General features: G+C 61.2%; 19 protein-coding genes and 3 pseudogenes. 17 read left to right on the forward strand and 5 right to left on the reverse strand.

The window, feature by feature from the left end; translation table 11 throughout:
• Positions 1-31 precede the first annotated feature (31 nt).
• Positions 32-308: pseudogene (locus ACAX43_RS31740) on the reverse strand (DUF1488 domain-containing protein).
• Here ACAX43_RS31740 and ACAX43_RS31745 point away from each other — a divergent pair.
• From ACAX43_RS31745 to ACAX43_RS31755, 3 genes are all read left to right on the forward strand, one after another.
• Complete coding sequence (locus tag ACAX43_RS31745; protein WP_370712324.1) at positions 240-446, forward strand: hypothetical protein; 207 nt, start codon at positions 240-242, stop codon at positions 444-446. The pseudogene ACAX43_RS31740 and the gene ACAX43_RS31745 sit on opposite strands and share 69 nt — an antisense overlap.
• 392 nt (positions 447-838) lie before the next feature.
• Entirely contained in the window at positions 839-1,360 is a 522-nt protein-coding gene (locus tag ACAX43_RS31750) for a hypothetical protein (RefSeq protein WP_370712289.1), read from the forward strand.
• A 294-nt stretch (positions 1,361-1,654) separates the two neighbouring features.
• Positions 1,655-2,152 (forward strand): DUF2244 domain-containing protein, encoded by a 498-nt coding sequence (locus ACAX43_RS31755; protein WP_370712290.1) that lies wholly within the window; start codon positions 1,655-1,657, stop codon positions 2,150-2,152.
• A gap of 149 nt (positions 2,153-2,301) precedes the next feature.
• Here the strand turns inward: ACAX43_RS31755 and ACAX43_RS31760 are convergent, their stop codons facing one another.
• Genes ACAX43_RS31760 through ACAX43_RS31770 form a run of 3 tightly spaced genes read right to left on the reverse strand, consistent with a single transcriptional unit; the run spans position 2,302 to position 4,167 of the window.
• The gene (locus ACAX43_RS31760; protein ID WP_370712291.1) at positions 2,302-3,276 is read right to left on the reverse strand and encodes an NADPH:quinone oxidoreductase family protein; all 975 of its coding nucleotides are present in this window, start codon (positions 3,274-3,276) and stop codon (positions 2,302-2,304) included.
• A gap of 19 nt (positions 3,277-3,295) precedes the next feature.
• A complete protein-coding gene (locus ACAX43_RS31765; protein WP_370712292.1) occupies positions 3,296-3,715 on the reverse strand; it encodes a MaoC family dehydratase in 420 nt (139 codons plus the stop codon).
• An 11-nt stretch (positions 3,716-3,726) separates the two neighbouring features.
• Positions 3,727-4,167: a MaoC family dehydratase N-terminal domain-containing protein gene (locus ACAX43_RS31770; protein ID WP_370712293.1), complete on the reverse strand. Its 441-nt coding sequence runs from the start codon at positions 4,165-4,167 to the stop codon at positions 3,727-3,729.
• Positions 4,168-5,281: 1,114 nt separating this feature from the next.
• Here ACAX43_RS31770 and ACAX43_RS31775 point away from each other — a divergent pair.
• From ACAX43_RS31775 to ACAX43_RS31830, 12 genes and pseudogenes are all read left to right on the forward strand, one after another.
• Positions 5,282-6,007 carry an ABC transporter permease gene (locus ACAX43_RS31775; RefSeq protein WP_370712294.1) on the forward strand — a complete coding sequence of 242 codons (726 nt, stop codon included), beginning with the start codon at positions 5,282-5,284 and terminating at the stop codon, positions 6,005-6,007.
• Positions 6,008-6,009: 2 nt separating this feature from the next.
• A complete protein-coding gene (locus ACAX43_RS31780) occupies positions 6,010-7,128 on the forward strand; it encodes an ABC transporter ATP-binding protein (protein ID WP_370712320.1) in 1,119 nt (372 codons plus the stop codon).
• Positions 7,125-7,856: an ABC transporter permease gene (locus ACAX43_RS31785; RefSeq protein WP_370712295.1), complete on the forward strand. Its 732-nt coding sequence runs from the start codon at positions 7,125-7,127 to the stop codon at positions 7,854-7,856. The genes ACAX43_RS31780 and ACAX43_RS31785 overlap by 4 nt, the downstream gene beginning before the upstream one ends.
• A gap of 42 nt (positions 7,857-7,898) precedes the next feature.
• Positions 7,899-8,795, forward strand: a complete 897-nt coding sequence (locus tag ACAX43_RS31790; RefSeq protein ID WP_370712296.1) for a glycine betaine ABC transporter substrate-binding protein — start codon at positions 7,899-7,901, stop codon at positions 8,793-8,795.
• A gap of 66 nt (positions 8,796-8,861) precedes the next feature.
• Positions 8,862-9,749 (forward strand): nitrilase-related carbon-nitrogen hydrolase, encoded by an 888-nt coding sequence (locus ACAX43_RS31795; protein WP_370712297.1) that lies wholly within the window; start codon positions 8,862-8,864, stop codon positions 9,747-9,749.
• Between the two features lie 9 nt (positions 9,750-9,758).
• Complete coding sequence (locus ACAX43_RS31800; RefSeq protein WP_370712298.1) at positions 9,759-10,949, forward strand: acyl-CoA dehydrogenase family protein; 1,191 nt, start codon at positions 9,759-9,761, stop codon at positions 10,947-10,949.
• An 18-nt stretch (positions 10,950-10,967) separates the two neighbouring features.
• Positions 10,968-12,548, forward strand: a complete 1,581-nt coding sequence (locus ACAX43_RS31805) for a class I adenylate-forming enzyme family protein (RefSeq protein ID WP_370712299.1) — start codon at positions 10,968-10,970, stop codon at positions 12,546-12,548.
• 2 nt (positions 12,549-12,550) lie between these two features.
• Positions 12,551-13,351 (forward strand): crotonase/enoyl-CoA hydratase family protein, encoded by an 801-nt coding sequence (locus ACAX43_RS31810; protein ID WP_370712300.1) that lies wholly within the window; start codon positions 12,551-12,553, stop codon positions 13,349-13,351.
• Positions 13,352-13,354: 3 nt separating this feature from the next.
• Positions 13,355-14,692 (forward strand): MmgE/PrpD family protein, encoded by a 1,338-nt coding sequence (locus ACAX43_RS31815; RefSeq protein ID WP_370712301.1) that lies wholly within the window; start codon positions 13,355-13,357, stop codon positions 14,690-14,692.
• A 105-nt stretch (positions 14,693-14,797) separates the two neighbouring features.
• Complete coding sequence (locus ACAX43_RS31820) at positions 14,798-15,781, forward strand: GlxA family transcriptional regulator (protein WP_370712302.1); 984 nt, start codon at positions 14,798-14,800, stop codon at positions 15,779-15,781.
• Positions 15,782-15,845: 64 nt separating this feature from the next.
• Positions 15,846-16,112 (forward strand): annotated as a pseudogene (locus ACAX43_RS31825) (SDR family oxidoreductase); the annotation flags it as partial.
• Positions 16,113-16,206: 94 nt separating this feature from the next.
• Complete coding sequence (locus ACAX43_RS31830) at positions 16,207-16,410, forward strand: hypothetical protein (RefSeq protein WP_370712303.1); 204 nt, start codon at positions 16,207-16,209, stop codon at positions 16,408-16,410.
• An 860-nt stretch (positions 16,411-17,270) separates the two neighbouring features.
• On the opposite strand, the pseudogene ACAX43_RS31835 reads toward ACAX43_RS31830, so the two are convergent.
• Positions 17,271-17,501 (reverse strand): annotated as a pseudogene (locus tag ACAX43_RS31835) (transposase domain-containing protein); the annotation flags it as partial.
• Between the two features lie 911 nt (positions 17,502-18,412).
• Here ACAX43_RS31835 and ACAX43_RS31840 point away from each other — a divergent pair.
• Together ACAX43_RS31840 and ACAX43_RS31845 are read left to right on the forward strand one after the other, a co-directional pair.
• Positions 18,413-19,231, forward strand: coding sequence for a hypothetical protein (locus ACAX43_RS31840; protein ID WP_370712304.1), 819 nt, complete (start codon positions 18,413-18,415; stop codon positions 19,229-19,231).
• A 173-nt stretch (positions 19,232-19,404) separates the two neighbouring features.
• Entirely contained in the window at positions 19,405-22,470 is a 3,066-nt protein-coding gene (locus tag ACAX43_RS31845) for an EAL domain-containing protein (protein ID WP_370712305.1), read from the forward strand.
• Positions 22,471-22,697: the final 227 nt, after the last annotated feature.

Genomic DNA, 22,697 nt, shown 5'->3' on the forward strand with positions numbered 1-22,697 from the left:
GCCGGGACTATGCCGTGGTGCCGCGATCGGGTTACATGCCGTCCGCTCTGAACTGTCCGCTATGTAACACTACTCCTTTGCCGCCGTTCTGGTCGATCGCTTCCGCGCAAACCGAACAGATAGGATTGTGGCCGTTGTCGAAAGCAGCCATTAAGGCGGATTCCAGCGCGGAATGGGCGCCGAAATGATCTTCCAGCGCCTCGGCGGTAATTGCCGCACTCAACCGGCTCGCCGTCGACGTGCGCCGTAAAGCGCACTGGCAGATCGTCGGCCTTGATGAAAGCCTGGGCCTGCGGCAGCAACCGGATCGTGTCGCCGTTCACCTCGCCGCCCGGCAGAACGTCTGCGTCGAAGCCGTCGACGGCGGGCACCGCTACCTCATAGCCATTCCGCCTGTTAGCCATGCGTTTTCTGCTTCAACTTCGATGCGGGGAGCGGGCGCCTGACACCGCATGTTTTCTTCGTTTCCCTAATTAGTCCGCAAAAAAATGCCCACACAGAAGCGCGCGGAAAGTGGACGGTAGCCCCAGCCGGTCCCGGAACGTCTTGCGTTGGGCCGTGTCCATCGCGGCGTAGCGATCGACCCGTTGTTTCGCAGGCATTTGATCCTCCACTGCGAACTAAAAGATTAATTAGCGATCCGCTGACAGGTTTGCCGCGACCAACAACTGACGTGCCTCAAGGGTCTCTTGCACGTACAGTTCATCACGCCACGTCGTCGCCAGAACGAGGATCATCCGTCGGGGTGGCGATAGCCATGCGGAGCTATCAGTCTCGCGATCTGGAGGACTAGAATGAATTATCCGAATCAATCGGGAGAGAAATTGTGGAACTTCACATGGATTCCCATCATTTCACACACGGTCAGCCTGACTGGCGGGCAGCCGTGCTGGCAGGCGTCATCGCCGGCGTTGTGTTCCTGGCGCTAGGGGTTATCCTGATGGCACTGATGACGGGCGCAAGTCTGCTGGAGCCCCCACGCATGGTCGCCGCGATCATGCTGGGACGAGGCGCATTGCAATCGCCGCAAGCATTCTCAATTGGCATCGTGCTCGCGGCCTTTGTGGTGCATTTTGCCCTTGCCATCGTATTCGCGCTTATCCTCGGTCTGATCATGACGTCATTCAACCTTGACTCGAGCATGGGGATGGCTTCACTGGCGGGTGGCGCTTTCGCTGTAGCCGTTTACCTGATTAATTTCTACGGCATGACACAGTTTTTTCCGTGGTTTGCAGAAGCACGCAACTTGGCCAGCCTGTTCGTTCACATCATCTTCGGTATCGTGGCGGCGAACATGTACATGAGACTGGAGCGCAACACATCCCGCGGGGTCAAGGCGGACGCGGGCGGCTCCTCGTAGTCCGGTGCCGTGTTGATCGACCGGTCTCCAGAGCAGAAAAGGCTCGCCGCGCAATAACATGAGCACCTCGTCGAGATAGTCATGGTCGGCCAGATAAGACGAAAGAAAAGCCAAGCCCGCGAACACAAGGAAATGCGGCGCCAAGTTTTCTTGGGCTCCTCGATCAGCTTGAATGCCAGCCGTCCAAACGCTCGACCGGCCTGAAGTCGTGACGCAGATTTTTGAACGTGTGAAACTTACTAAGGCAGATCGGGCGCGCGGCACGAATGGCTCCAGGACGCGGGACTTTCGATCATGTACGCATACTTCAGGCGGTCGTACGGGCATGGCCCTTTCGACGACGAGGGAGATGTGCCGAGCCGCGAGTGGCGCATCAAGCGCAACTGCTCCCTCACGCCGCGGCAGTCGCTCACCGCGACCGTGTTCCTCATGGCGCTCGACCTCGCGATCGGCGTGGCAGCGGCATTCGCATTCGGCGCGTGGCTCACGCTGCCGTTCTCGATGCTTTGCACCGTGGCCGTCGGCATCGCCTTTATCGCCTACTCAAGGCACGCGACAGACGGCGAGGTGCTGACGTTCGCGCCCCCGTTCGTGATCGTCGAAGTACACGAGCGCGGACGCCGCACGACGCATCGGATGAATGCGGCCCGCTTGGCCGTGTCTCTCGACGCCAGCGATGGCGCCGTCTACCTTTGCGACGGCTGGCAGCGTATTCCCGTCGGACGGCAACTGCCTGCCGCCGCCCGCGCGGAATTCGTGCGTCAATTGCGCCGCTTTATCGTGGCCGACTGAAAATTGCGTTCCAGTAGATTCGGTGCGACTGGCAAATCGTGCTTCGAATCTGTCGTATTTCTGAACGTGCGTTTCTGCTTGCAACGAAGTCCCAGCTTTGGCATCCGCCTTTATTGCGACCTCCATCCGCGGCGGGTTGTGATGAAGTCTTAAGGTAGAAGCACCAGCTTGCCTGTGACCTCGCGATGCAGCAACGCGTGCAAGGCATCGACTGCACGCGCCAACGGATAACGCCCGCCAATGAGCGGCGCCAGCTTGCCGGTGGCGACCCAGTCGAGCAACTGGTCGATATTCTCGCGATAGCGCGCGGGCTCGCGGCGGGCGAACTCGCTGCAGAATACGCCGACGATCGCGTAGCCTTTGAGCAGCGGCAGATTGAGCGGAATGCGCGGGATCTCACCCGCCGCGAAGCCGATGACGAGGAAGCGGCCGTTCCACGCGACGCTGCGCAGCGCCGGCTCGGTGCAGTCGCCGCCGACAGGGTCGCACACGACATCCGCGCCGCGACCGTCGGTCAGCGCGCGTACGCGCTCCTTCAGGTCCTCGCGGGCGTAGTTGATGACGCTGTCGGCGCCGCGGCTCCGGCACACGTCGAGCTTTTGGTCAGACGAAGCGGCGGCGATCACTTTGGCGCCGAGCAGCTTGCCGATCTCCACTGCGGCGAGCCCGACGCCACCGGCGGCGCCGAGCACGAGCAGCGTTTCACCGGCCTTGATTTGCGCACGGTCCCTGAGCGCGTGCAGCGCGGTCCCGTACACCGTCAACAACGCCGCCGCGACCACCGGGTCGGTACCCGCAGGCAGCGGGAACGCCGCCGCGCTGTCGACCAGCGCCTCCTGCGCGTAGCCGCCATGCGCGGCGAGTCCAATCACGGCATCACCGGGCCGGAAGTGCGTGACGCCTTCGCCGACTTCCTTGACGAGGCCCGCGAATTCGTTGCCGGGCGCAAACGGGAGTGGAGGCCGGAGCTGATATTTCCCCTGCACGAGCAGCGCGTCCGGAAAATTCACGCCAGCCGCTTTGACGCTGATCACGACCTGCCCCTTGCCGGCCACCGGTGATGGCACGTCCTCGAGCACGAGCCGTTCGACCGGGCCAAATTCCTTGCATAGCATCGCTTTCATGTGATCTCCTATCGAGTGTTCAGGGCAGCGCAAGCAACACTTCGCCTGCCGTCTTGACCTCGCCGAATTGATCGGCGGCCTGGATCTCGACGCGGACCAGCTTTTCGCCGTCGCGTTCTTCCTTTTCCCTGATCGTACCGGTGCACGTGATCACGTTGCCGAGATGCGTGATGCGGACGAAGCGCACATCGAGCCGGCGCAGCGCGGCCTGCGGCACCCAGTGGATGACGAGGCGCCCGAGATACGCCATCGACAGCATCCCGTGGCCGATCACATCGGGCATCCCGGCCTTGCGGGCAGCATCGGTGTCGATGTGGTAGGGAAAGTGATCGCCCGACGCCCCGGCGAACAGCGACAGCGTCGTCCGGTCGAGCGCGGGCAGGGTGAGCGGCGGCAGCGTGTCGCCGACCCTTACGCTGGCAAAGGAAAGCTCAGCCATGGCATTGTTCCTCAATGGCGAACGACGAGAACGTTGCGCATTTCCGCGACCCGCTTCCCCTGCTGGTTGGTGACGACCGATTCCCTGACGACGAACTCGAGCGTACCGTTCTTCCTGTCGTAGATGTCGGTGATCTTCGACTCGACCGTGATCGTGTCGCCGGCGCAGATCGGGCCGTGATACGTGAAATGCTGCTCGCCGTGGAGGGTACGCGTGAGGTCGATACCCAACGCCTTCATTGCGGGCTCCAGCGTGCCGGCATCGAGCTCGGCGGCGTAGATGAACGTCGGTGGCGCTGGCAACGACGGGTATCCGGCGGCCTTCGCCGCGGTCTCGTCGGTGTAGATCGGATCGGTCTCGCCGATCGCCTTCGCGAAAAACCGCAGCCGGCCCTTCTCGATTTCAAGCACCGCTTTCGGCAACTCGGTTCCGATGTATTTCCGGTCGATCATGATTGGTCTAGATTGCCTGGAGGCGACGTGAGCCAACGACGCGTGGTGCGGACGGGGTAGGATTTTTTCTCATAAGTCATTAGTTTAGCGAACGGTTTATGAAACCTTCCCGCTGCTGATTTTCCAACGCTGCGTTAAATGAGACGGACGCGCTTAAGGACGTTGTGTCCCAGTAAGGATTGGGGACGAGAATCCGCCGAGGCGGCGACCTGTTGATGTAGCGAGTGAGTAGAATTGCTGCGCAGCGGACGGACCCCCTGACCACGCTGGCGCCGCGCATGCCCTTTGCGCAGCATGTGAGCGTTGTTGCATGAATCAGATTGAAAGCAGGGGTTCCACATTGTCTCCTGGCCCCGTACACGCCTTGTCCAGAGTGTTGGCTGCTTTGGTTACAGGATAGATGGGGAGTGAATCCCGCCTTTAACATGAGACCGGCATCGTTTGTCACAAAAGCGACGTGCGCCGGCCATGGTGCCTTTTTATCCACGTAAATCAAGGCAACTACAGGAGGGCTTCCCCATTAAGCGCAAGCACCAATCCGGTCTTCTGGTGTTGCGATGTTGCCTTGCCGCGTCATGTGAGAAGGTGAAGGGCTGCTGTGCTACAGACGGTCATGTTGAGCCGACTGCCCTGATGAAAGACACGCGCGAGGGCCTCGTTCGCTGACCGGGAATGAAATCCCTGTGGCGCGGGCCTCGGACCGCTTTGACCGCCGGACGGTCCTGCTGGCCGTCCCGCTGCTATCAGCCCTGTGCAGTCTGATGCTCTTTCTGTTCCACAGCGCCCGGCCGTTTGAGCTGCTCCACGCTGCGCAGTCTGACAGCTCACAGACCGCCCCGCCACGCCCGCTAAGCGCGCTTTCGGCGTTCCGGTTGGCGGACGCTTGATCAGCCCTCGTCGAGCGGCAGACCACAGGGATCTGACCAGATCCGATCTACGGGATTTCCCTATAGTACATTGATTTATATGGATAAAAAATCATCATGATCGGCAGGTGTCGCTTTTGTGACAAACAACGACGATTTCGGGTTACCGGGGTAAGCCACTCTCTGTATATCTTGTAGGCACAGCAGCACATACGATAAACGTGGCCCCGTAGGGGCCAGGAGACACAATGGAAACGCTTGTTTTCATCTGGGACAATCTGGCGGCCATTGCCAGGATGACGCTCGATCATATCGAGATCGTTGGCGTCGGCGTCGGCTTCGCGATCCTCACCGGCGTGCCGCTCGGCATCGCGATCACGATCAACGAACGCGTTGCCAGAATCGTGCTGTACACCGCGTCGATCATCATGACGATTCCGTCGGTGGCGCTGTTCGGCATCATGATTCCGGTGCTGTCTGTGATCGGGCAGGGCATCGGTTTTCTGCCTACGGTCATCGCATTGTTTCTCTACTCGCAACTGCCGATCGTGCGCAACACGTACACCGCGATTACCAATATCGATCCGGCGCTTCGCGAAGCGGCAAGGGGCATGGGCATGACGACCGGCGAGCGGCTGCGCAAGGTCGAACTTCCGATTGCGCTGCCGATCATCATGGCGGGCGTGCGCATGGCGGTGGTCATCAACGTCGGCGTCGCGGCCATTGCGGCGTACATCGGCGCGGGCGGTCTCGGCAAGCTCATCAGCCGCGGCATCTCCCAGTCGGATCCCCGCCAGTTGATCGCCGGGGCGATCCTGGTCAGCGCGCTCGCCATTCTGGCCGACTTCGGGCTCGGCCATGTTCAACGGTTCCTGACGCCCAGGGGACTGCGTACCCCTTCCCGGGCGGCGAACTTCGCGCTGCGGTTCGGTGCGCTGAGGGGCTTTCGCAAACATCCACGGCACGTGCAATGACCATGATCAAGCTATCGAACGTTACGAAGCGCTATGACAGCGCAAGCGCCCCGGTCGTCGACGGGATCAACATGGAAGTGGGCGCGGGTGAAATCTGCGTGCTGCTGGGCCCGTCCGGTTGCGGCAAGACGACCACGCTGAAGATGATCAATCGTCTGGTCCAGCCTACCTCCGGCAAGATCTACCTCGAAGGTAAGGATACCGATGAATTCGACGTGGTGGAGTTGCGCCGTCGCATCGGCTATGTGATCCAGCAGATCGGGCTGTTCCCCAACATGACCGTTGAGGAAAACATCTGCGTGGTGCCGCTGCTACTCGGCTGGGACAAGGCGAAGGCACGTCGGCGGGCGGCGGAACTGCTCGAGATCGTCGCGCTCGATCCGGCCATCTATCTGACGCGCTACCCGAAGGACCTGTCGGGCGGCCAGGCGCAGCGCGTCGGCGTGGCGCGCGCGCTCGCGACCGATCCGGCCGTGATGCTGATGGATGAACCGTTCGGCGCGATCGATCCGATCAACCGTGAGCTGATTCAGGACGAGTTTCTCAGGATCCAGAAGCAGGTCAGGAAGACCATCGTTTTCGTGAGCCACGATATCGACGAGGCCGTGAAGATGGCCGACAGGATCGCGATCTTCCGCGGTGGCCAGCTCGAACAGTTTGATTCACCCGACAACATCCTCGCGCGACCCGCCAATCCGTTCATCGCGGGTTTCGTCGGGGCGGACCGCGCCCTCAAGCGCCTGCGTCTGGTCCGTGCGCGGGATGCGCTGTCGGCATGCGAGTGCTCGGTTCGCGTCGGTGAAAGCGGGGCACGCGCGAGGGCGATGATGGCCGAACACGGCGTCGACCAGATCGTGCTGCTCGACGCGGCCGACAGGCCGCAAGGCTATTTCACGGCAGCACAGCTTCACGCGGTCGAGGGTGCGCTGAGCTCAGCTCACGCTCTGCCTGTCCAGAGCACGGCGAACGCCAGGGATGATCTGCGCGCGGTGGTCTCGTCGATGTTCGCGGGCGGCACATCGTGGCTGCCGACGGTCGACGACGACGGCCGGTTTGTCGGCTATGTCAGCCAGGCGCGTATCGTCGATCTGCTGCGCGTACCGGTTGGGGAGCAGGCATGAAACGCGAACGACACATCGGCGCGACAACGTATGTCGGCGCCGCAATCGTGCTGGTGCTCACGCTGGGGTGTACGGCGGCTCGCGCGGATAACTGGCTGTCCGGCGTCGCCCAGTATCGCAGCGACATCATTTACCAGTCGATCCAGCAGATGACGATGGTCGCCATTGCCGGCGTGCTCGCGATCGTTGTCGCAGTGCCGGTCGGCATCTACATGAGCCGGCCGTCGCAACGGCACGGCTCGGCCGTCGTGATGCAGACGCTGAACGTCGGGCAGGCCATTCCGAAACTCGCCCTGCTGGCGCTGGCAATGAGTGTGCTGGGCATCGGCAGGGTACCGGCGATCTTCGGCCTGTGGGTGGCGACGTTGCTGCCCATCGCCCTGAATACCTATGAGGGGCTGCGAGCCGTGCCGCGCCCGCTGATCGAGGCGGCCACGGGGATGGGGATGACGCCGCTGCAGATTCTCTGGCGCGTCGAATTGCCCAATGCTTTGTACGTCATCTTTGCAGGCATCCGGACCGCGCTGGCGATTACCGTCGGCACCGCGCCGCTCGCCTTCCTGATTGGCGGCGGCGGACTTGGCGAACTGATCTTTACCGGCATCGACCTGAACGATTTCACCATGTTGCTGGCGGGCGCGATACCCACCGCGCTGCTGGCGATTTTAACCGACGCCTTCGTCGGCCAGATGCAGCGCCGGCTCGTCTCGCCCGGCGTCACCCCCTAAAGCTGAACCCCCTGTTGCTTGTATTCACCTGTTGAGGAGACCATGAAAAATTCAATCTTTGCGTGCGCGTTCGCGCTGATCTGTGTCCTGCTTGCCTCGCTGTGGGCGATTCCTTCGCTTGCTGCGACGGTCGTGGTCGGCGGCAAGAACTTCACCGAACAGCAACTGATGGCGGAGATGACATCCCAGCTTCTGGAAGCGAAGGGCTTCACGGTGACCAAGAAGGACGGGATGGGGAGTGCCGTGCTGCGGCAGGCGCAGGAAAACGGTCAGGTCGACGTGTACTGGGAGTACACCGGTACCTCGCTGATTACCTACAACAAGGTCAATGACCGGCTCAGTCCCGAAGACACCTATAAAAAGGTCAAGGAGCTCGACGCAGCGAAGGGTCTCGTGTGGCTCAACCCATCGCGCGCGAACAACACGTATTCGTTCGCGATGAATCAGGACGAAGCGAAAAAGCTCGGCATTTCGACCATCAGCGATCTGGCGAAAGCGATCAAGGCCGGCAAGACACTGACGTTCGCGTGTAATTCCGAATTCTATGCGCGCCCCGATGGCCTGCGTCCGCTGGAGAAAATGTACGGTTTCGAGTTTACGCAGGATGAAGTCAAGCGGATGGACTCGGGTCTCACGTATCAGGCGCTCAAGGACCGTCAGGTCGACATCGCGCTGGTGTTCGCAACCGATGGCCGCGTGCCGGCGTTCAACTTTGTGATCCTGAAAGACGACAAGGGCTACTTCCCCGCCTATGCGCTCACCCCGGTGATCCGGAAGGCGGTGCTCGACGCGAACCCGACGCTGGGACCGATCCTGAATTCACTGTCGGCGAAGCTCGATGCGCCGACGATGGCCCGGCTCAACGCGAGCGTCGACGTGTCGAAGAAGTCTTTCAGTGACGTCGCCCACGAATTCCTGAAACAGTCCGGTCTGATCTGATCTGATCTGAGCTGCCAGCAACACAAGGCAACCCCGCGCCGCACAACGCCTAACAGGATCAACACCATGACATCACAGACTGCTGCGAGCGCCGCCGGGCCCACCCTGATCAAGGTGGCCGCCGCGCAGGTCGAAACTGCATATGGCGATGCGCTGGCCAATGTCGCCAAACATCTTGCGCATATTGACGACGCGCGCACGCGCGGTGTGCGTTTCCTGGTGTTTCCGGAGCTCTCGCTCCATGGCCACAGCGCCGGCAAGGAGGCGTTACGCCTCGCGATGAGGCGGGATGACCCGGCGATCCGCGAACTCGCCGAGGCAAGCGGTGGTATGCACACGGTGTTCGGTTTTATCGAGGAAGCGCCTGCCGGGCAGTTCTACAACAGCACCGCGACGGTGACGGACGGCAGGCTGATCCACGTCCATCGAAAGGCAATGCTCGCCACATACGGCAAGCTGAGAGAGGGGCTGTACTTCGCGGCGGGTCCGGCGCCGAAGAGCTTCGCGTTAGACGAACGCTGGCACGTTGCGACGCCGATCTGCGCGGACCTGTGGAATCCGGCCCTTGTGCATGAGCTCGCCTGTGATGGCGTTACGCTGCTTGCTGCATCGATCAGTTCGGCGCGCGAAGCGGTCGGGGAGGGCTTCGACAATCCTGCCGGCTGGGATGTCAATCTGCGCTTTCATGCACTCACGTACGGCGTCGGCATCGTGATGGCGAACCGCATCGGCACCGAAGGGATGATGAGTTTCTGGGGGGGATCGCGAATCCTCGATCCGTTCGGCAAGACGGTAGCGCAGGGTCCGGAGGCAGAAGAATGCCTCGTCGTCGGCGAGCTCGACTACGAAGCGGTCCGTCGTGCGCGTTTCCTGCTGCCCACGGTGCGCGACGCCAGGGCGTTTGCCTCGCGCGAGCGTGCGGGAACGCGTGACTTCAACTTCCAACCGGCCTGAGGTACGACGATGCAGGATTTTCTTCTTGACGACGCCGACCGGGCGTTTCGTGTAGAAGTGCGCGACTTCCTTCGACGTGAACTGGCGCCGCGGGTCACCGACATCGAGGACCGTCAGGACTGGTCGGCCGTGAAGCACGTCGTCCGCTCGCTGGGCGAGGCCGGCTATCTGCGGCTGATGTTTCCCGATCTGTATCGGGGCACGCTGACGAATCCTGGGCTCACCCATGCCACGATCCTTTCCGAGGAAGCCGCGTACCTCAATTACGCGTTTGAAACCACCATTGCGACCGCGCTGAGTTGCGCCTATCCGCTGCACCGTCATGCCAGCGAGCGGCTGCGTGACACTTATCTCGCACCGATTCTGGATGGGACCGCGATCGGTGCGATCTGCGTGACCGAACCCAACGTCGGCAGCGATTCCGCAGGCATGGAAACGCGGATCGATTTTGACGCAAAGACCAACGAGTGGGTCATGAACGGCTTCAAGCGATATATCTCCAACGCGTCGGTAGCCGACGTCTACATCGTCTATGGCATCGCGGCCGGCACAGATCCGTCCCAGGCCGGCATGACGGCCGTCGCGGTGCCTGGCACCGCACCCGGCATCCGGTTTCCGCGCAATTACACGTTCATGGGTCGGCGCGGCTGCATCGTGGGTGAGGTCGAATTCAACGACTGCCGTGTGCCGGCTGATCACCTGCTCGGTGAGCAGGGCGGCGGCTTTCGCATCATGCGCGGCATGTTCAATTTCGAGCGGGCCATTCTGGGCGGTTCGGGTCTGGGCGTCGCGCGCAGCGCGTTTGATATTGCCACGGCGCATGCGCAGCAGCGTCAATCGTTCGGGCAGGCCCTCGGCTGCAAGCAGCTTATCTGGGACAAGATCGCGCAGATGAGCTGGCGGATCGACGCAGCGGAACTGCTCACCTACCGGGCGACAAAGATGTACGACGCGGGGGCCGATGGCAAGGCGCTGATGAAGGAGGCCGCCATGGCCAAACTGGTAGCGACCGAAACCGCGAATTACTGCGCGAACGAAACGGTGCAGATCCTCGGCGGCGACGGGATCACCAAGGAGTTCGGACGCGCCGAGCAACTGTATCGCGATGCCCGCGCGCTCACGATCGTCGGCGGCACATCCGAGATCGCCAAATACCTGATCGCAGGTCGCGACCTTCCGGACATCCGGATCAATCTCTAGATAGCTTCACACCGTCCCATGCTCACGATCACGTCCCTCTTCGAAAACACGGTCGCAAAATATCCCGACCGCCTCGCACTCGTTTGCGGCGACACTACGTTCACCTATGCGGCATGGAACCACCGTGTCAGATGCTTCGCGCAGGCGCTGTTCAACCTCGGTGTCCGGCAGATGGATCGCGTGGCGATCCTGCAGAAAACCTCCGATGCGACGCCAACGGCGTATATGGCGTGCCAGCTGCTCGGCGCGATTGCTGTGCCGATGAACTACCGGCTCTCGGCCAACGAAGCGGCGTTCATCCTGCGGGACGCCGGTGCGCGCGCCGTCATCTACGACGATTCGATGCTGCCGGTCATCGGCAAGATCGAGCTGGCGTTGCCGGACCTGCGCACCTTCGTCTGTGTTTGCGGCGAATCACCCGACGTGTCGGGCCTGCCCGCGCATCACCATTCCTTCGACGCGCTGATCGACGGCATTGAGGCGCTCGATGCGCCGCTGCCTCAACTGAAACCAGACGACATCTCCGCGCTCGTCTACACGTCCGGCACCACCGGCCGGCCGAAGGGCGCGATCCACACGCACGGCAACGACGTGGCGATCGCGACCAACTGCGTGATGGAATACAGCCTGACGAGCACTGACGCCGCGTTGCATATCGCGCCGCTTTACCACGTTGGCGGCATGCAGGCCTATTTCGTGCCCCACATGATGGTGGGCGCGGCGAACGTGATCCTGCCGCGCTATGAGCCGCTGGCCACGCTCGAAGCGATTGCCCGGCATCGCATCACGACGCTGTTCGCGGTGCCCACGCAGATCCAGGACATGTTGTTCCACCCGGATTTCGCGTCGGTCGACGTCAGCAGTCTGCGCATGATCACGACGGGCGGAGCGGCGATCCCGGCCGCCACCATGCAGCGCGTGATCGACGCGTTCTGCCCGAATGTCTTCAACGGCTACGGGATGACCGAAGCGAGCCTGACGTTGCTGCTGCATCCGCGCGATGCGCTGGCCTATCTCGGCTCCTGTGGCAAGCCGACGCTGATCAGCACCTGCCGGGTGGTGACGAACGATCCGGAGCGGGCGGTGACGCCGGTCGAAATCGTGCCCGCGGGCGAAGTGGGCCAGCTCATCGTGAAGGGTCCGCAACTGGCCGGCAGCTACTGGAACAATCCGGTCGAAACGGACAGGAAGTTCAAGGGCGGCTGGCTGTATACCGGAGATCTCTTCAGTGTCGACGAAGCCGGGTATTTTCACTTCCACGGCCGGGCCGACGACATGATCGTGTCAGGCGGCGAAAACATCTATCCGCGGGAAGTCGAGGAAGTCCTGTATCACTGCCCCGGCGTGCAGGAGGCAGCGGTTATCGGCGTACCTGACCCGAAGTGGGGGCAGGCGGTTACCGCGTTCGTGGTGCGCAGCGATGCCGCGCTCACTGAAGAGGACGTCGTCGCGTTCTGCAAGGCGAGCGACGACCTCGCGCCGTACAAGCGCCCGAAAAAAGTGTTCTTCATTGACCAGCTACCGCTCAATCCGAGCGGCAAGGTGTTGCGGCACGAATTGGCCGGAGCGGTCTATCAAAAACTGGTGATAGGAGCCTGATCATGAGCGACGCAGTACTGTATGAGCAGGACGAGCATGTCGTAACGCTGACCCTCAACCGGCCGGCCACGCGCAATGCGTTGACGGAGATGGACGTCGTCGATGCCCTGGTGACGAGTCTGGAGCGCGCGCAGGCGGACACCGCCGTGCGCGCGATCGTGCTGACCGGCGCGGGGCCAGCCTTTTCGTCGGGTGGCAACATCAAGCACATGCGCGACGACGTCGGCACGTTTGCGGGCAACTCGGCGCAGATCCGCGAGAACTACCGGCGCGGCATCCAGCGCATTCCCAAGGCCTTTCATGAGCTGGATGTGCCGTGCATCGCGGCCGTGAACGGTCCGGCGCATGGCGCCGGCTGCGACCTGACACTGATGTGCGATATCCGCATCGCCGCGGCCAGCGCGGTGTTCGCGGAAAGCTTCGCCAAAGTCGGGATCATTCCAGGCGACGGCGGGGCCTGGCTGCTGCCCCGCGCGATCGGGCTTTCGCGAGCCAGTGAAATGATCTTTACCGGCACGCCGATCGATGCGCAGCGCGCCCACGAATGGGGGCTGGTGTCCCGGGTCGTGCCCGACGAGGAATTGATGGATGCCGCGCTCGCGCTCGCGCGGGCGATCGCCAGCAATCCGCCTGGCGTTTTGCGGATGTCCAAGCGGCTCATCCGGGAAGGGCAGCGGATGGACCTGCCCAGCCTGCTGGAATTATCGGCCGCGTTTCAGGGCATTGCGCATCGCACTACAGACCATCGCGAAGCGCTCGCGGCGACTTTTCAGAAACGCCCCCCGATTTTTACTGGAGACTGACTGATGGGCACCCCGGCTATTCCGTTCATCCATCATCTGACGTTCGGCGACTTGCCTGGCACCGTCGTCGAACAGGGCAGGTTGTGTCTGCTTGACCTGCTGGGCGTTGCGCTGGCGGGCCGGCAGACCGCGTTATCGCGCATCGCGTGCGATCACGCGGTCGAATTCTTCGCGGCTGGCAGGCGGCGCTCGCGCATTCTCTTCGACGGCCGCATAGCCAGCCCGATCGGCGCAGGCCTCGCGGGCGCGATGACCATCGATAGCTGCGACGGCCACGACGGCCATGCGGAAACGAAGGGTCACGTGGGCGTGACCGTGCTTCCGGCGCTGCTTGCGCTCGCAGAGCAACGTCCCGACATGAGCGGCCGTGAATTCCTCACGTCGCTCGTGCTGGGTTACGAGATCGGCACGCGTGCAGGCATTGCCCTGCATGCCAGCGCCTGCGACTATCACACGTCGGGAGCGTGGAACGCGCTGGCCGCAGCGTCGCTCGTCGCGCGCCTGCTGCCGCTCGATGCGCAGCAGACGCGCGAGGCGCTCGGCATTGCCGAATACCACGGACCGCGCAGCCAGATGATGCGGTGCATCGACCATCCGACGATGGTGAAGGACGGTTCGGGATGGGGGTGCATGGCGGGCTTAAGCGCCGGCTTTCTGGCAAAGCAGGGGTTCACCGGGGCACCGGCGATTACCGTCGAGCAGCCTGAAGCACAGGCGTACTGGGGTGATCTCGGCGAGCGCTGGCGCATCATGGAACAGTATTTCAAGCCGCAACCGGTATGTCGCTGGGCGCACCCGGCCATCGATGCGGCGCAGGCACTCAAACAGCGGCACGGTTTCGCGAGCGAACAGATCCGCTCGGTGCGCGTCGCAACATTCCATCATGCAACGCGCCTCGCCCATGCGCAGCCGGCGACGACGGAGGAGGCGCAGTACAGCCTGCTTTTTTCCGTGGCCGTTGCGCTGAAGCACGGCATGGTCAATTTCGACGCGATCCAGGGCGACGGTCTCACAGACGCCGAAGTGCTGCGCCTCAGCCACGTGATACGTACGGAGGAACAGGCCGAATTTACCGCGCGCTTTCCGAATGAACGGATGGCTGAGGTGAGTGTGGAACTGAACGACGGCCGCCGCTTTGAGTCCGGTCCGACCCAGGCGCTGGGTGATCCGGACCTGCCGTTCGGCGCCACCGCGATCCGGCAGAAGTTCGGCCGCTTTGCAGAGGGCACGTGCGGCGAGCGGCTGGCGAAGGAACTGGCGGCCCGCGTCGACGAACTGGGCTCGGAAGACACCCCGATCGCGCCATTCCTCGACCTGGTGCTTGGCGAAATCCGGGTCTAACTGCAAGGTCAACCAGCACGTCCCTTCGAGACTTCGACGAAGGGGCCGTCATATGTACCTGCCCGAATACTGGCGACCTCACCCGTCATCGATCCACACGCCCTCATGGACCCATCAGAAAACACTAAAGGCAACCCGACGACCCAGCAGGTGGGCTTCTTCCTCGTTCCGCATTTCTCGATGATGGCGCTGAGTTCGGCCACCGAGCCGCTGCGCGCGGCCAACAGGCTGGCTGGCAAGCCTCTCTATAGCTGGCATCTCATCAGTGCTGACGGCGAACCGGTGTCCTCGAGTTCCGGCTTTGCATTACTGCCCGGGTTCGCGATGACCTCGGCACCCGAATTCAGTCATCTCTTTGTGGTGGCAAGCATCGGCGTGGAGAATTATCGCAATGAGCAGACTTTCGAGTTTCTGAGGCGGTATGCCGCGACAGGTCGGCCTGTGGGAGGCATCAGTCTCGGCACACTGATCCTTGCGCGGGCCGGGCTGCTCGAGCGGCGGCGCTGCACGATCCACTGGGAGGCCTTGAGGGCGCTTGCCGACGAATTTCCATCCATCGAAGTGACCCGCGAGCTCTATTGCATCGACGGCGATCGCCTGACCTGTGCGGGAGGTACCGCCGCGATTGACCTGATGCTTGACCTGATTGCTCGTCAGCATGGTCATCAACTAGCGGCCGAAGTTGCCGACCAGTTTATCCATACGCGAATGCGGGCATCCCAGGAAAGCCAGAAAATGGCGATCCAGTGGCGCTACGGTATTGAGGACCGGCGCGTTGTCAACGCCATTACGCTGATGGAACAGAACATCGAACGTCCTATTCCGATGAAGACCATCGCATCACTGGTCGGAATTTCGCCTCGCCAGTTCGAAAGGATGTGGCTCAAGCACTTCAACGTACGCCCGTCACAGTTCTATCTTGAGTTGCGGCTGAAGGCGGCGCAGAAGCTGCTCCATGAATCGACGTACTCGCTGCTCGACGTCGCGATGCGCTGCGGGTTCACCGGTGCCTCCCATCTTGGCCGTTGCTACCGGAAGTTTTTTGATCGCACACCGGGCAGGGAACGCAACGCAAAAGACGCGCTGTAACGTCGGCTGCCGCGCATGGGCGGCATGCAGTGTCTCTAACTTGAGCAACAAGGAAATGGAATGGATCTGCGGGATGACCTTGCCTATCGCGCGGGAAGTTGCGCGTGATGGCATCCGCGTCATGACCATCGCACCGGGCATCTTCGAGACACCCATCTACCCGGAATGCCCCGGGCGGTGCAGAAAGCGTTAGAGACAGTCCGTGCCGTTTCCCGCGCGACCTGGACGGGCCAACGAGTTCGCAGCGCTCGTCGCACACGTTTGCGAGAACGTCATGCTCAACGGCGAGGTGATTCGTCTTGATGGCGCGTTGCGGATGGCGGCGAAATAGCGGTACGCGCTGGGTGCGCATGCCCATTGGATTGAAGGAAGGCGTCGGGTCCGTACATGCACGGAAAGGACGACTACCTCAAGATAAATCCTCGATGACTGGACTGTTGATCCTTGCGCTGTCGTTCGCGTTTTTCAGCGTGTATGTGGCCTGCGTCTACCCACTATCAGTCACGAAGTCGAGCCGTCTGGCTATGCTGCCGCTTCGAGGCGGCGGTGTGTCACTTTGGATGACCTTCTCGAAGCAGATCGAGCGAGCTAGCTGGAGTCACGATACGGCACCATTCGAGGACCACTGACCAAAATGGCTGTTCCTCTAGGCCCTGTTCCTGGGCAAACTGCAGTATGGCATCCAACTGTTGGCCAGAGCATCGAAAGGCTTCACGCAAGGCGAGGGAGGCGGTTCGCGTAGGCATGGCAATCCTTTATTTATGGCTTCACACGGCGGCGAGTTGTGCTGGCGGGCTAAATTCTTTCCGCGTGCAAACGATTACGCCATGCGATCATTGAAGCGACTGCGTGACACCGAACATATTTAGACAGACATTCGGCAGCGCGAAGTGTCCGTTTCATGATCGGCGACAGAGTAGCGGCTGCGCGTGCTGGTGACTCGGTTGGCTAATGGCAGTCAGTGAGCAGCTGTAGCGAAGCGTATGAATCACCTCTGGTTAGACGTGTCGTCATGAAGGGCGACCCATTATGTGCACTCGTGTCGACTCGAGGTGTCAAGCACCAAAGACGGCTCTGATTTCGTCATCGAAGAGGGAACGTTCGATGCCGCTGGCGTCGAAGTCTTCATGTAAAGGGCGTGGTTCAAACCCGCGTTACACACGAGGGCTCCGTCAAGTTGTCGGGCGTAGACTACCTGTATAGCTCAAGAGTAGTTATCCTTATCAGATAAATTTCTCGACTGCGCCAGTAACAGTCCAACCATGCCATGTCGCGAAGCGTTCTTTGAGTACGGCACGATGACGTGCCGCGTTCATTTGATGTCTGGGCAACGCGAAATGCTGCCGGATTGTAAGCGGCTCACGACGCGCGGGCTCGATTTCGCACACGCGCGTGAGGCATGATGATGACATGGATAGTTACGGGTAGATCGGGTGAGATCATGTCCATGGTCGTCGATCATGGACATGATCTATCTGGATTGGTCGCGTCAGGCATCAGGAGGCAGTGGGCTGGTCTGTTTGCGGAGCTTGTCGGCTACGCGCCAGGGCAGGAGTTCGTCGATGCGATTGATTTTATGGTCAGCTATGTGGGCCAGTACAAAGTCCGTGTAAACACGCGGATTGATGCCGTTCAACTTGCAGGTGCCAATCAGCGAACACATCGCGGCGGCACGTTCGCCACCCGAGTCAGCGCCGGCGAACAGATAGTTGCCGATTCCATCACAAGATATTGTGGTCGCTCTGGGATGAAAATCCTTATTGCGGGGCACGGTACGGCAGTACGGATGCTGGAATCAATAAATTCAACCGTCAGTTGGCGCTCCATCCAAACCTATGTCGCTGGCGAGGTGAGCCTTCCAGGAAAGGCTGATACGAAGACACGAGCCCATAAATCGGGCCATTCCCCAACCGGAGTGCGTTGGTAGCGAGGGGGTTATCGCGCGCCCGTTCCGTAGGCCCATCGATCGAGTAGCGCTATCTATGTGCTGGCCAACCCGTTCGGCGGCATCAAGGTTTGCGGTGCCGGTCAAGCCACGCCCTTTGGCATCGTCCGCGCGTTGACAGAATGCAGGTGGGAATGTCATGCGCCTGCCGCGAACCGCTCGAGCATTCGGGCAGTTTGGGGGAGCCGGCTGCGCAGCGGCTCTGCTTCCTGCTGGATTTCGGACACGCAACGGGGTGCCTGCTCACAAGCTCTCATGCACCAGCCAACGGGTGACCGGTGGCTGCGAATGACGCCGGTGGCAACGGTCGCAGCGTGTCGTCGCTTGGGACTACCTTTTCCGGCAGCCATCCGCCACGCGGAATCGCCGGGCAACGCAGTATCCGTCACGCCATGCGCCATCACACTGGCCGGGATGCATCGAGATCCAACATCTGCTACCCAACGTCGGTCCATTCTGGCCAACCACGGTTGATCGCCGCATTTTTGACTGGGCGTGACGGCTCCCCACGCAGTTGGGCCGCCAATCAGCAAGATGCGACCGCTCCAGACTTCCTCGGCAGCGACGCATTGGCGAAAAAAGCGGAAACGGTGCGCCACGGCGCCGTTTCAAACAGCCCGTTAGTGGCCGTGCGAAGCTCCCTCTACTGCCACCAGCCGGGGGCAGCTCAATCGGGAGTTTTTACAATGCTAGACAAGAACCAAACCGCGAACGCCGACGATACTCACGGGGCATTTTCCATTCCGGCAACCACGGACTACGATACTGACAGAATGTCGCGGCGCAAAGCCGAAGCGCGCCTGCCATTCACGGTACGTGTAGTCGATAACGATGAAGCGCTATTACGCGCACTCAGGATGCGGCAGGCGGCCTATCATCGACACGTGCCGGAGTTCGCACGAACGATGGATCGGGAAGAGCCGTATGACCGCGATCCGGGTGGACTCGTGCTACTCGCCGAGTCCAAGCTCGACCGCAGTCCGGTCGGGACGATGAGGATCCAGAGCAACTGTTTCCGCCCCCTCGCACTCGAGCAGTCTCTGGAACTGCCGGACTGGCTGTCCGGCCGACTTGTCGGCGCCACGCGACTTGGCGTGGAGGCCGGCGAGCCAGGCCGGATGGTCAAATTGGGGCTCTTCAAGGCGCTGTATCTATACTGCGTACGTGAGCAGATCGACTGGATGGCCATCGCAGCCCGGACGCCACTTGACCGGCAATACGCAGCGCTGCTTTTTCGCGACGTTTATGGCGACAAAGAGTTTATTCCCCTTGCCCACGCAACCAACATCCCGCACCGTATCATGGCGTTTGACGTCGGCACCACCGAGCGGCGGTGGCGTGAGGCGCGGCACCCGCTCTACGAGTTCATGCTGGTAACGCATCATCAGGACATCGACCTGAGCGCTGCGCCTTCTCTAAACTGGGTCAGAAGCGCGAGTTCCTTCGGGGATACGACGAGCTCGTCTGGCTCGCTGCAGAACAGCGCAGATGCTCTGCCCGTCTAGGCTGCCTGCCTTGATTGACCGCGCCGTGCTTCGGTAGTCGATACACGAGACAGCCTCATGTTAAGTGTTGATTTGCCGTAAAACGATGAAGAAGCATCGTCAGCGCGTTTCTGGTGCTGACGATGCTTAACGAAGCCCCGCCGCCCGAACCCACGACTTCACTGGCGGGAAAGATGACAAAGCTCCACCTTGACGGGCAGGTTTGCATGGAATGGTTTGAAGCCAAGCGGTATCGGACCTGGAGCCGTTCCGGCCTGACGATTAACGCATTCTCGCAGCTATTTTCCTACTATGCAGTGCCGGTTGCCATCGGCATTCTGTCGCTGCTCGTGTCGCTGTACCCAGCTGCCGCGCCGGAGCCCGAGAGCGGTACACCGCTGTGGATGCACGTACTCAGCGATCCGGACGGCCACCTCGGCGTGGACGGCGCCGCCGCCGCGCTTCCCTCTCAGCCTTTGCAGACACGCTACGACACGCATCTTAGCGAGACGCCGATCTGGTTTGATATCCACACGTCTCGGTCGGAGAGGGCGAACGCGACGACGACACTGTTCCCGTCCCGCCATATCCAGCAGATCGCCTGTTTCGATGCAAGGACGCGGGTACCGATCGGCAGCGTATCAAGGAACCAGGCGTCATCCGGCGAGATGACCCTCTCAGGCAGCGGAATTGCGCTCATCTCCGAGCGGCCAGGCGGCGTGATCTGCCGGGCCATCTTCAGCGGACCCGCGGTGCTAAGCGCGTCTCAGCAGTCAACGGACGAGCTAAAACGAAGAAACGACACGTTCTATCGGCGTTCCGGCTTGCTAGAGGGCGGGCTGGTGACGCTGGCCGCCTTCGTGTTGATTACGGCGGTCGTTAATCGTGACTGGGTCTATGTGCTTTTCGCCGCGTGGCTCTTCGGTAATTTGCGGCTCGGTGCGATCTCGATGGGATGGGACGATCGTTGGCTCGGCTATCCCATACCCTTTGGCTGGATTTCGCTAATCCGCAAGATCACCGTGCCGGTCTATTACATTTTGACCTGCACACTATTTCAAAATCTTTTCAGGAACGATCTCTCCCGCGTGGGATATCGACGCCTCTTCCAAACGGTGCTTGCCTTGGGTCCGGTCCTGCTTCTGGCATCGATCCTGTTGCCGGTGCCCCTTTATCTTCCTGTGATGTGGGGAATAGCCAGTTGCGCGATCGCGGTGCTGATTTTTATGCTCGCGCGCCTGCTGGTGCTCGCCCCGTCGAGAACGGCGCTCTGGTACAGCGCGGCATTGGGTGTAGCGCTGCTCGCGAGTCTCTCCGAGGTCGCCTCCGCAGCCTTCAAAACGCATTTCTTCTTTCCGGCGCTCAACAGCGTAACCGCAGCGCTAGTGTCCAGCCTGATGGCCGCGTTGGCGATCGCCGAGCAGATCCGCGCCGAGCGGGCCGAGAGATTGCGGGTGCAGGCCGAATTGCGTCATGCCTATGAAGCCACACCGGTCGGTCTTTTTACGCTTGCCTCGGACGGTAGCTTCGTACGGTGGAACACAGCACTCGAAACCATGCTGGACATGAAAGGCGGCACAACAGGCCGCCACTGGGACGATTATTTCGCCGCCGACAGCTGGCAACTGATCTATAGCCACGCATTGAATAGCGACTCGGCTGAAGTCGAATTGTCGCGCGAGAGAAGTGACTGCGTCGCAGATACCGCGGCCACACCCGGCATCGGCCTGCCGACGTATGAAGGCGTGATCGCCGCCCCCAGATCTGGCGGCGACAAACGGAGACATTATCTTGTCAGGGCCGCTTACGCCGGCTCGCAACTGGAAGGTTCCATTCAGGATGTCACTGAGCGGCAACAGGCGATACGCACTTTGAGCTTTCTGGCGGATCACGATCCGCTAACCGGCGCGCTGAACAGGCGCGGTATCGATAAACAAATCGGCCACACGGAAAATTCGTCTGCATACCCAGCGGCATCGCTCATCATCGCCTACCTGGATCTCGACCGGTTCAAGCTGATCAACGATTTGTTCGGCCATCACATTGGCGACGAGGTATTGAAGCAGGTCTGCCTGCGGATCGAATCGCAGTTGCGTCCGAGCGACCGCGTGTGCCGCATCGGCGGCGACGAATTCGTCATTCTTTTCCGGAAATCCTCGATCGAGCAGGCCGCGTCGATTTCGCAGTCGATCATCGATGCGATTGATCGCGAGCCCTACCAGATCGGTCGGCGGGCCTTTCATGTCCGTGCATCGCTTGGACTGATCGAGTCTCCGCCGGGGCTCAGCGCGGAGGATGCGATCTCCACCGCTGATGCAGCCTGCCGGGAAGCCAAACTCAACGGTAGTGGGCGGGTCGTCGTCTATACGCGCGATGCAGCGATGTTTGTCGAACGCGCACGCGATCTGAATCTGATCGAGCGCTTCAACGGCGAGTTGCCGCTTGCCGGGCTGTTCCTCGAAATGCAGCCAATCATGTCGCTGAAGACGCCTTACGACGCGCTCGATTTCGAGGTGCTGCTTCGCATGCGCGCGCCGGACGGGACGATCATCCCCCCGTCAAAGGCCATCGCAGCAGCGGAGGCCAACGGCACCATTTCCGCGCTCGATAAGTGGGTAATGGAAACAACCCTGGAGTGGATTGACCAGCATCGCACGATGCTTTCGCATACCCGCTTCATTTCCATCAACGTGAGCGGCGCGTCGTTGAATGATGAACACTTCGTTGCGGAGATTGGCGAATTGTTCCATCGGTACCGGGCTGCTGTTCCCCTCCTGTGCATTGAAATCACTGAAGGTGTGGCGTTGCACGATCTCGACAACACCAGGCGCCTCGTCGACAACTTGCAGCGGCTCGGCGCAAAGGTCGCGCTCGATGATTTCGGCGCCGGCTACACGTCGTTCCCCTACCTGAGGGACCTACCTGCGGACGCGCTGAAAATCGACGGTGGGTTCGTGCGGAATATGCAGGAGCTTTCCGCTAACGCCGCGATCGTCGAAGCCATCATCGGGCTTGCGCGCAACCTTGGCATGCAAAGCATCGCAGAGTGGGTAGAAGACGCCCAAACCCTGGAGATCCTGCAGGCGATGCGGGTGGATTACGTGCAGGGCTTTGCCATCGCACGCCCCCAGTCGCCGGACGTGATCTTGGGGGCAACTTCGGCAGCCGACTTCATCACGGATCCAGAGGTTCTTGCCCTGATTGGTCCGCGAATCATCTCTCCCTCCTGCGATGGAACTTCACCGCAAGCCCTGCACTAACCCGCTGTGCACTGCAAAGAGTGAGGGTCGCGTCGTCAGTTTCGACAAGGCGCTACGCCGGACAAAAGATCTCTTCTTCGAGTTCGGCGTGTATTTCCACCGCTGTGCAGACCGGATTCGCTATCGATCGTTTGCGCCAGACGGATAAGTCTGCGTGATACCCGAATTTGCATGTGATTTTCAAGCCGCACGGGTGTATACCTCATTGCCACAATTTTTTTCCCGTG

The organism is Paraburkholderia sp. IW21 (genome assembly GCF_041321145.1).
GTDB lineage: Bacteria > Pseudomonadota > Gammaproteobacteria > Burkholderiales > Burkholderiaceae > Paraburkholderia.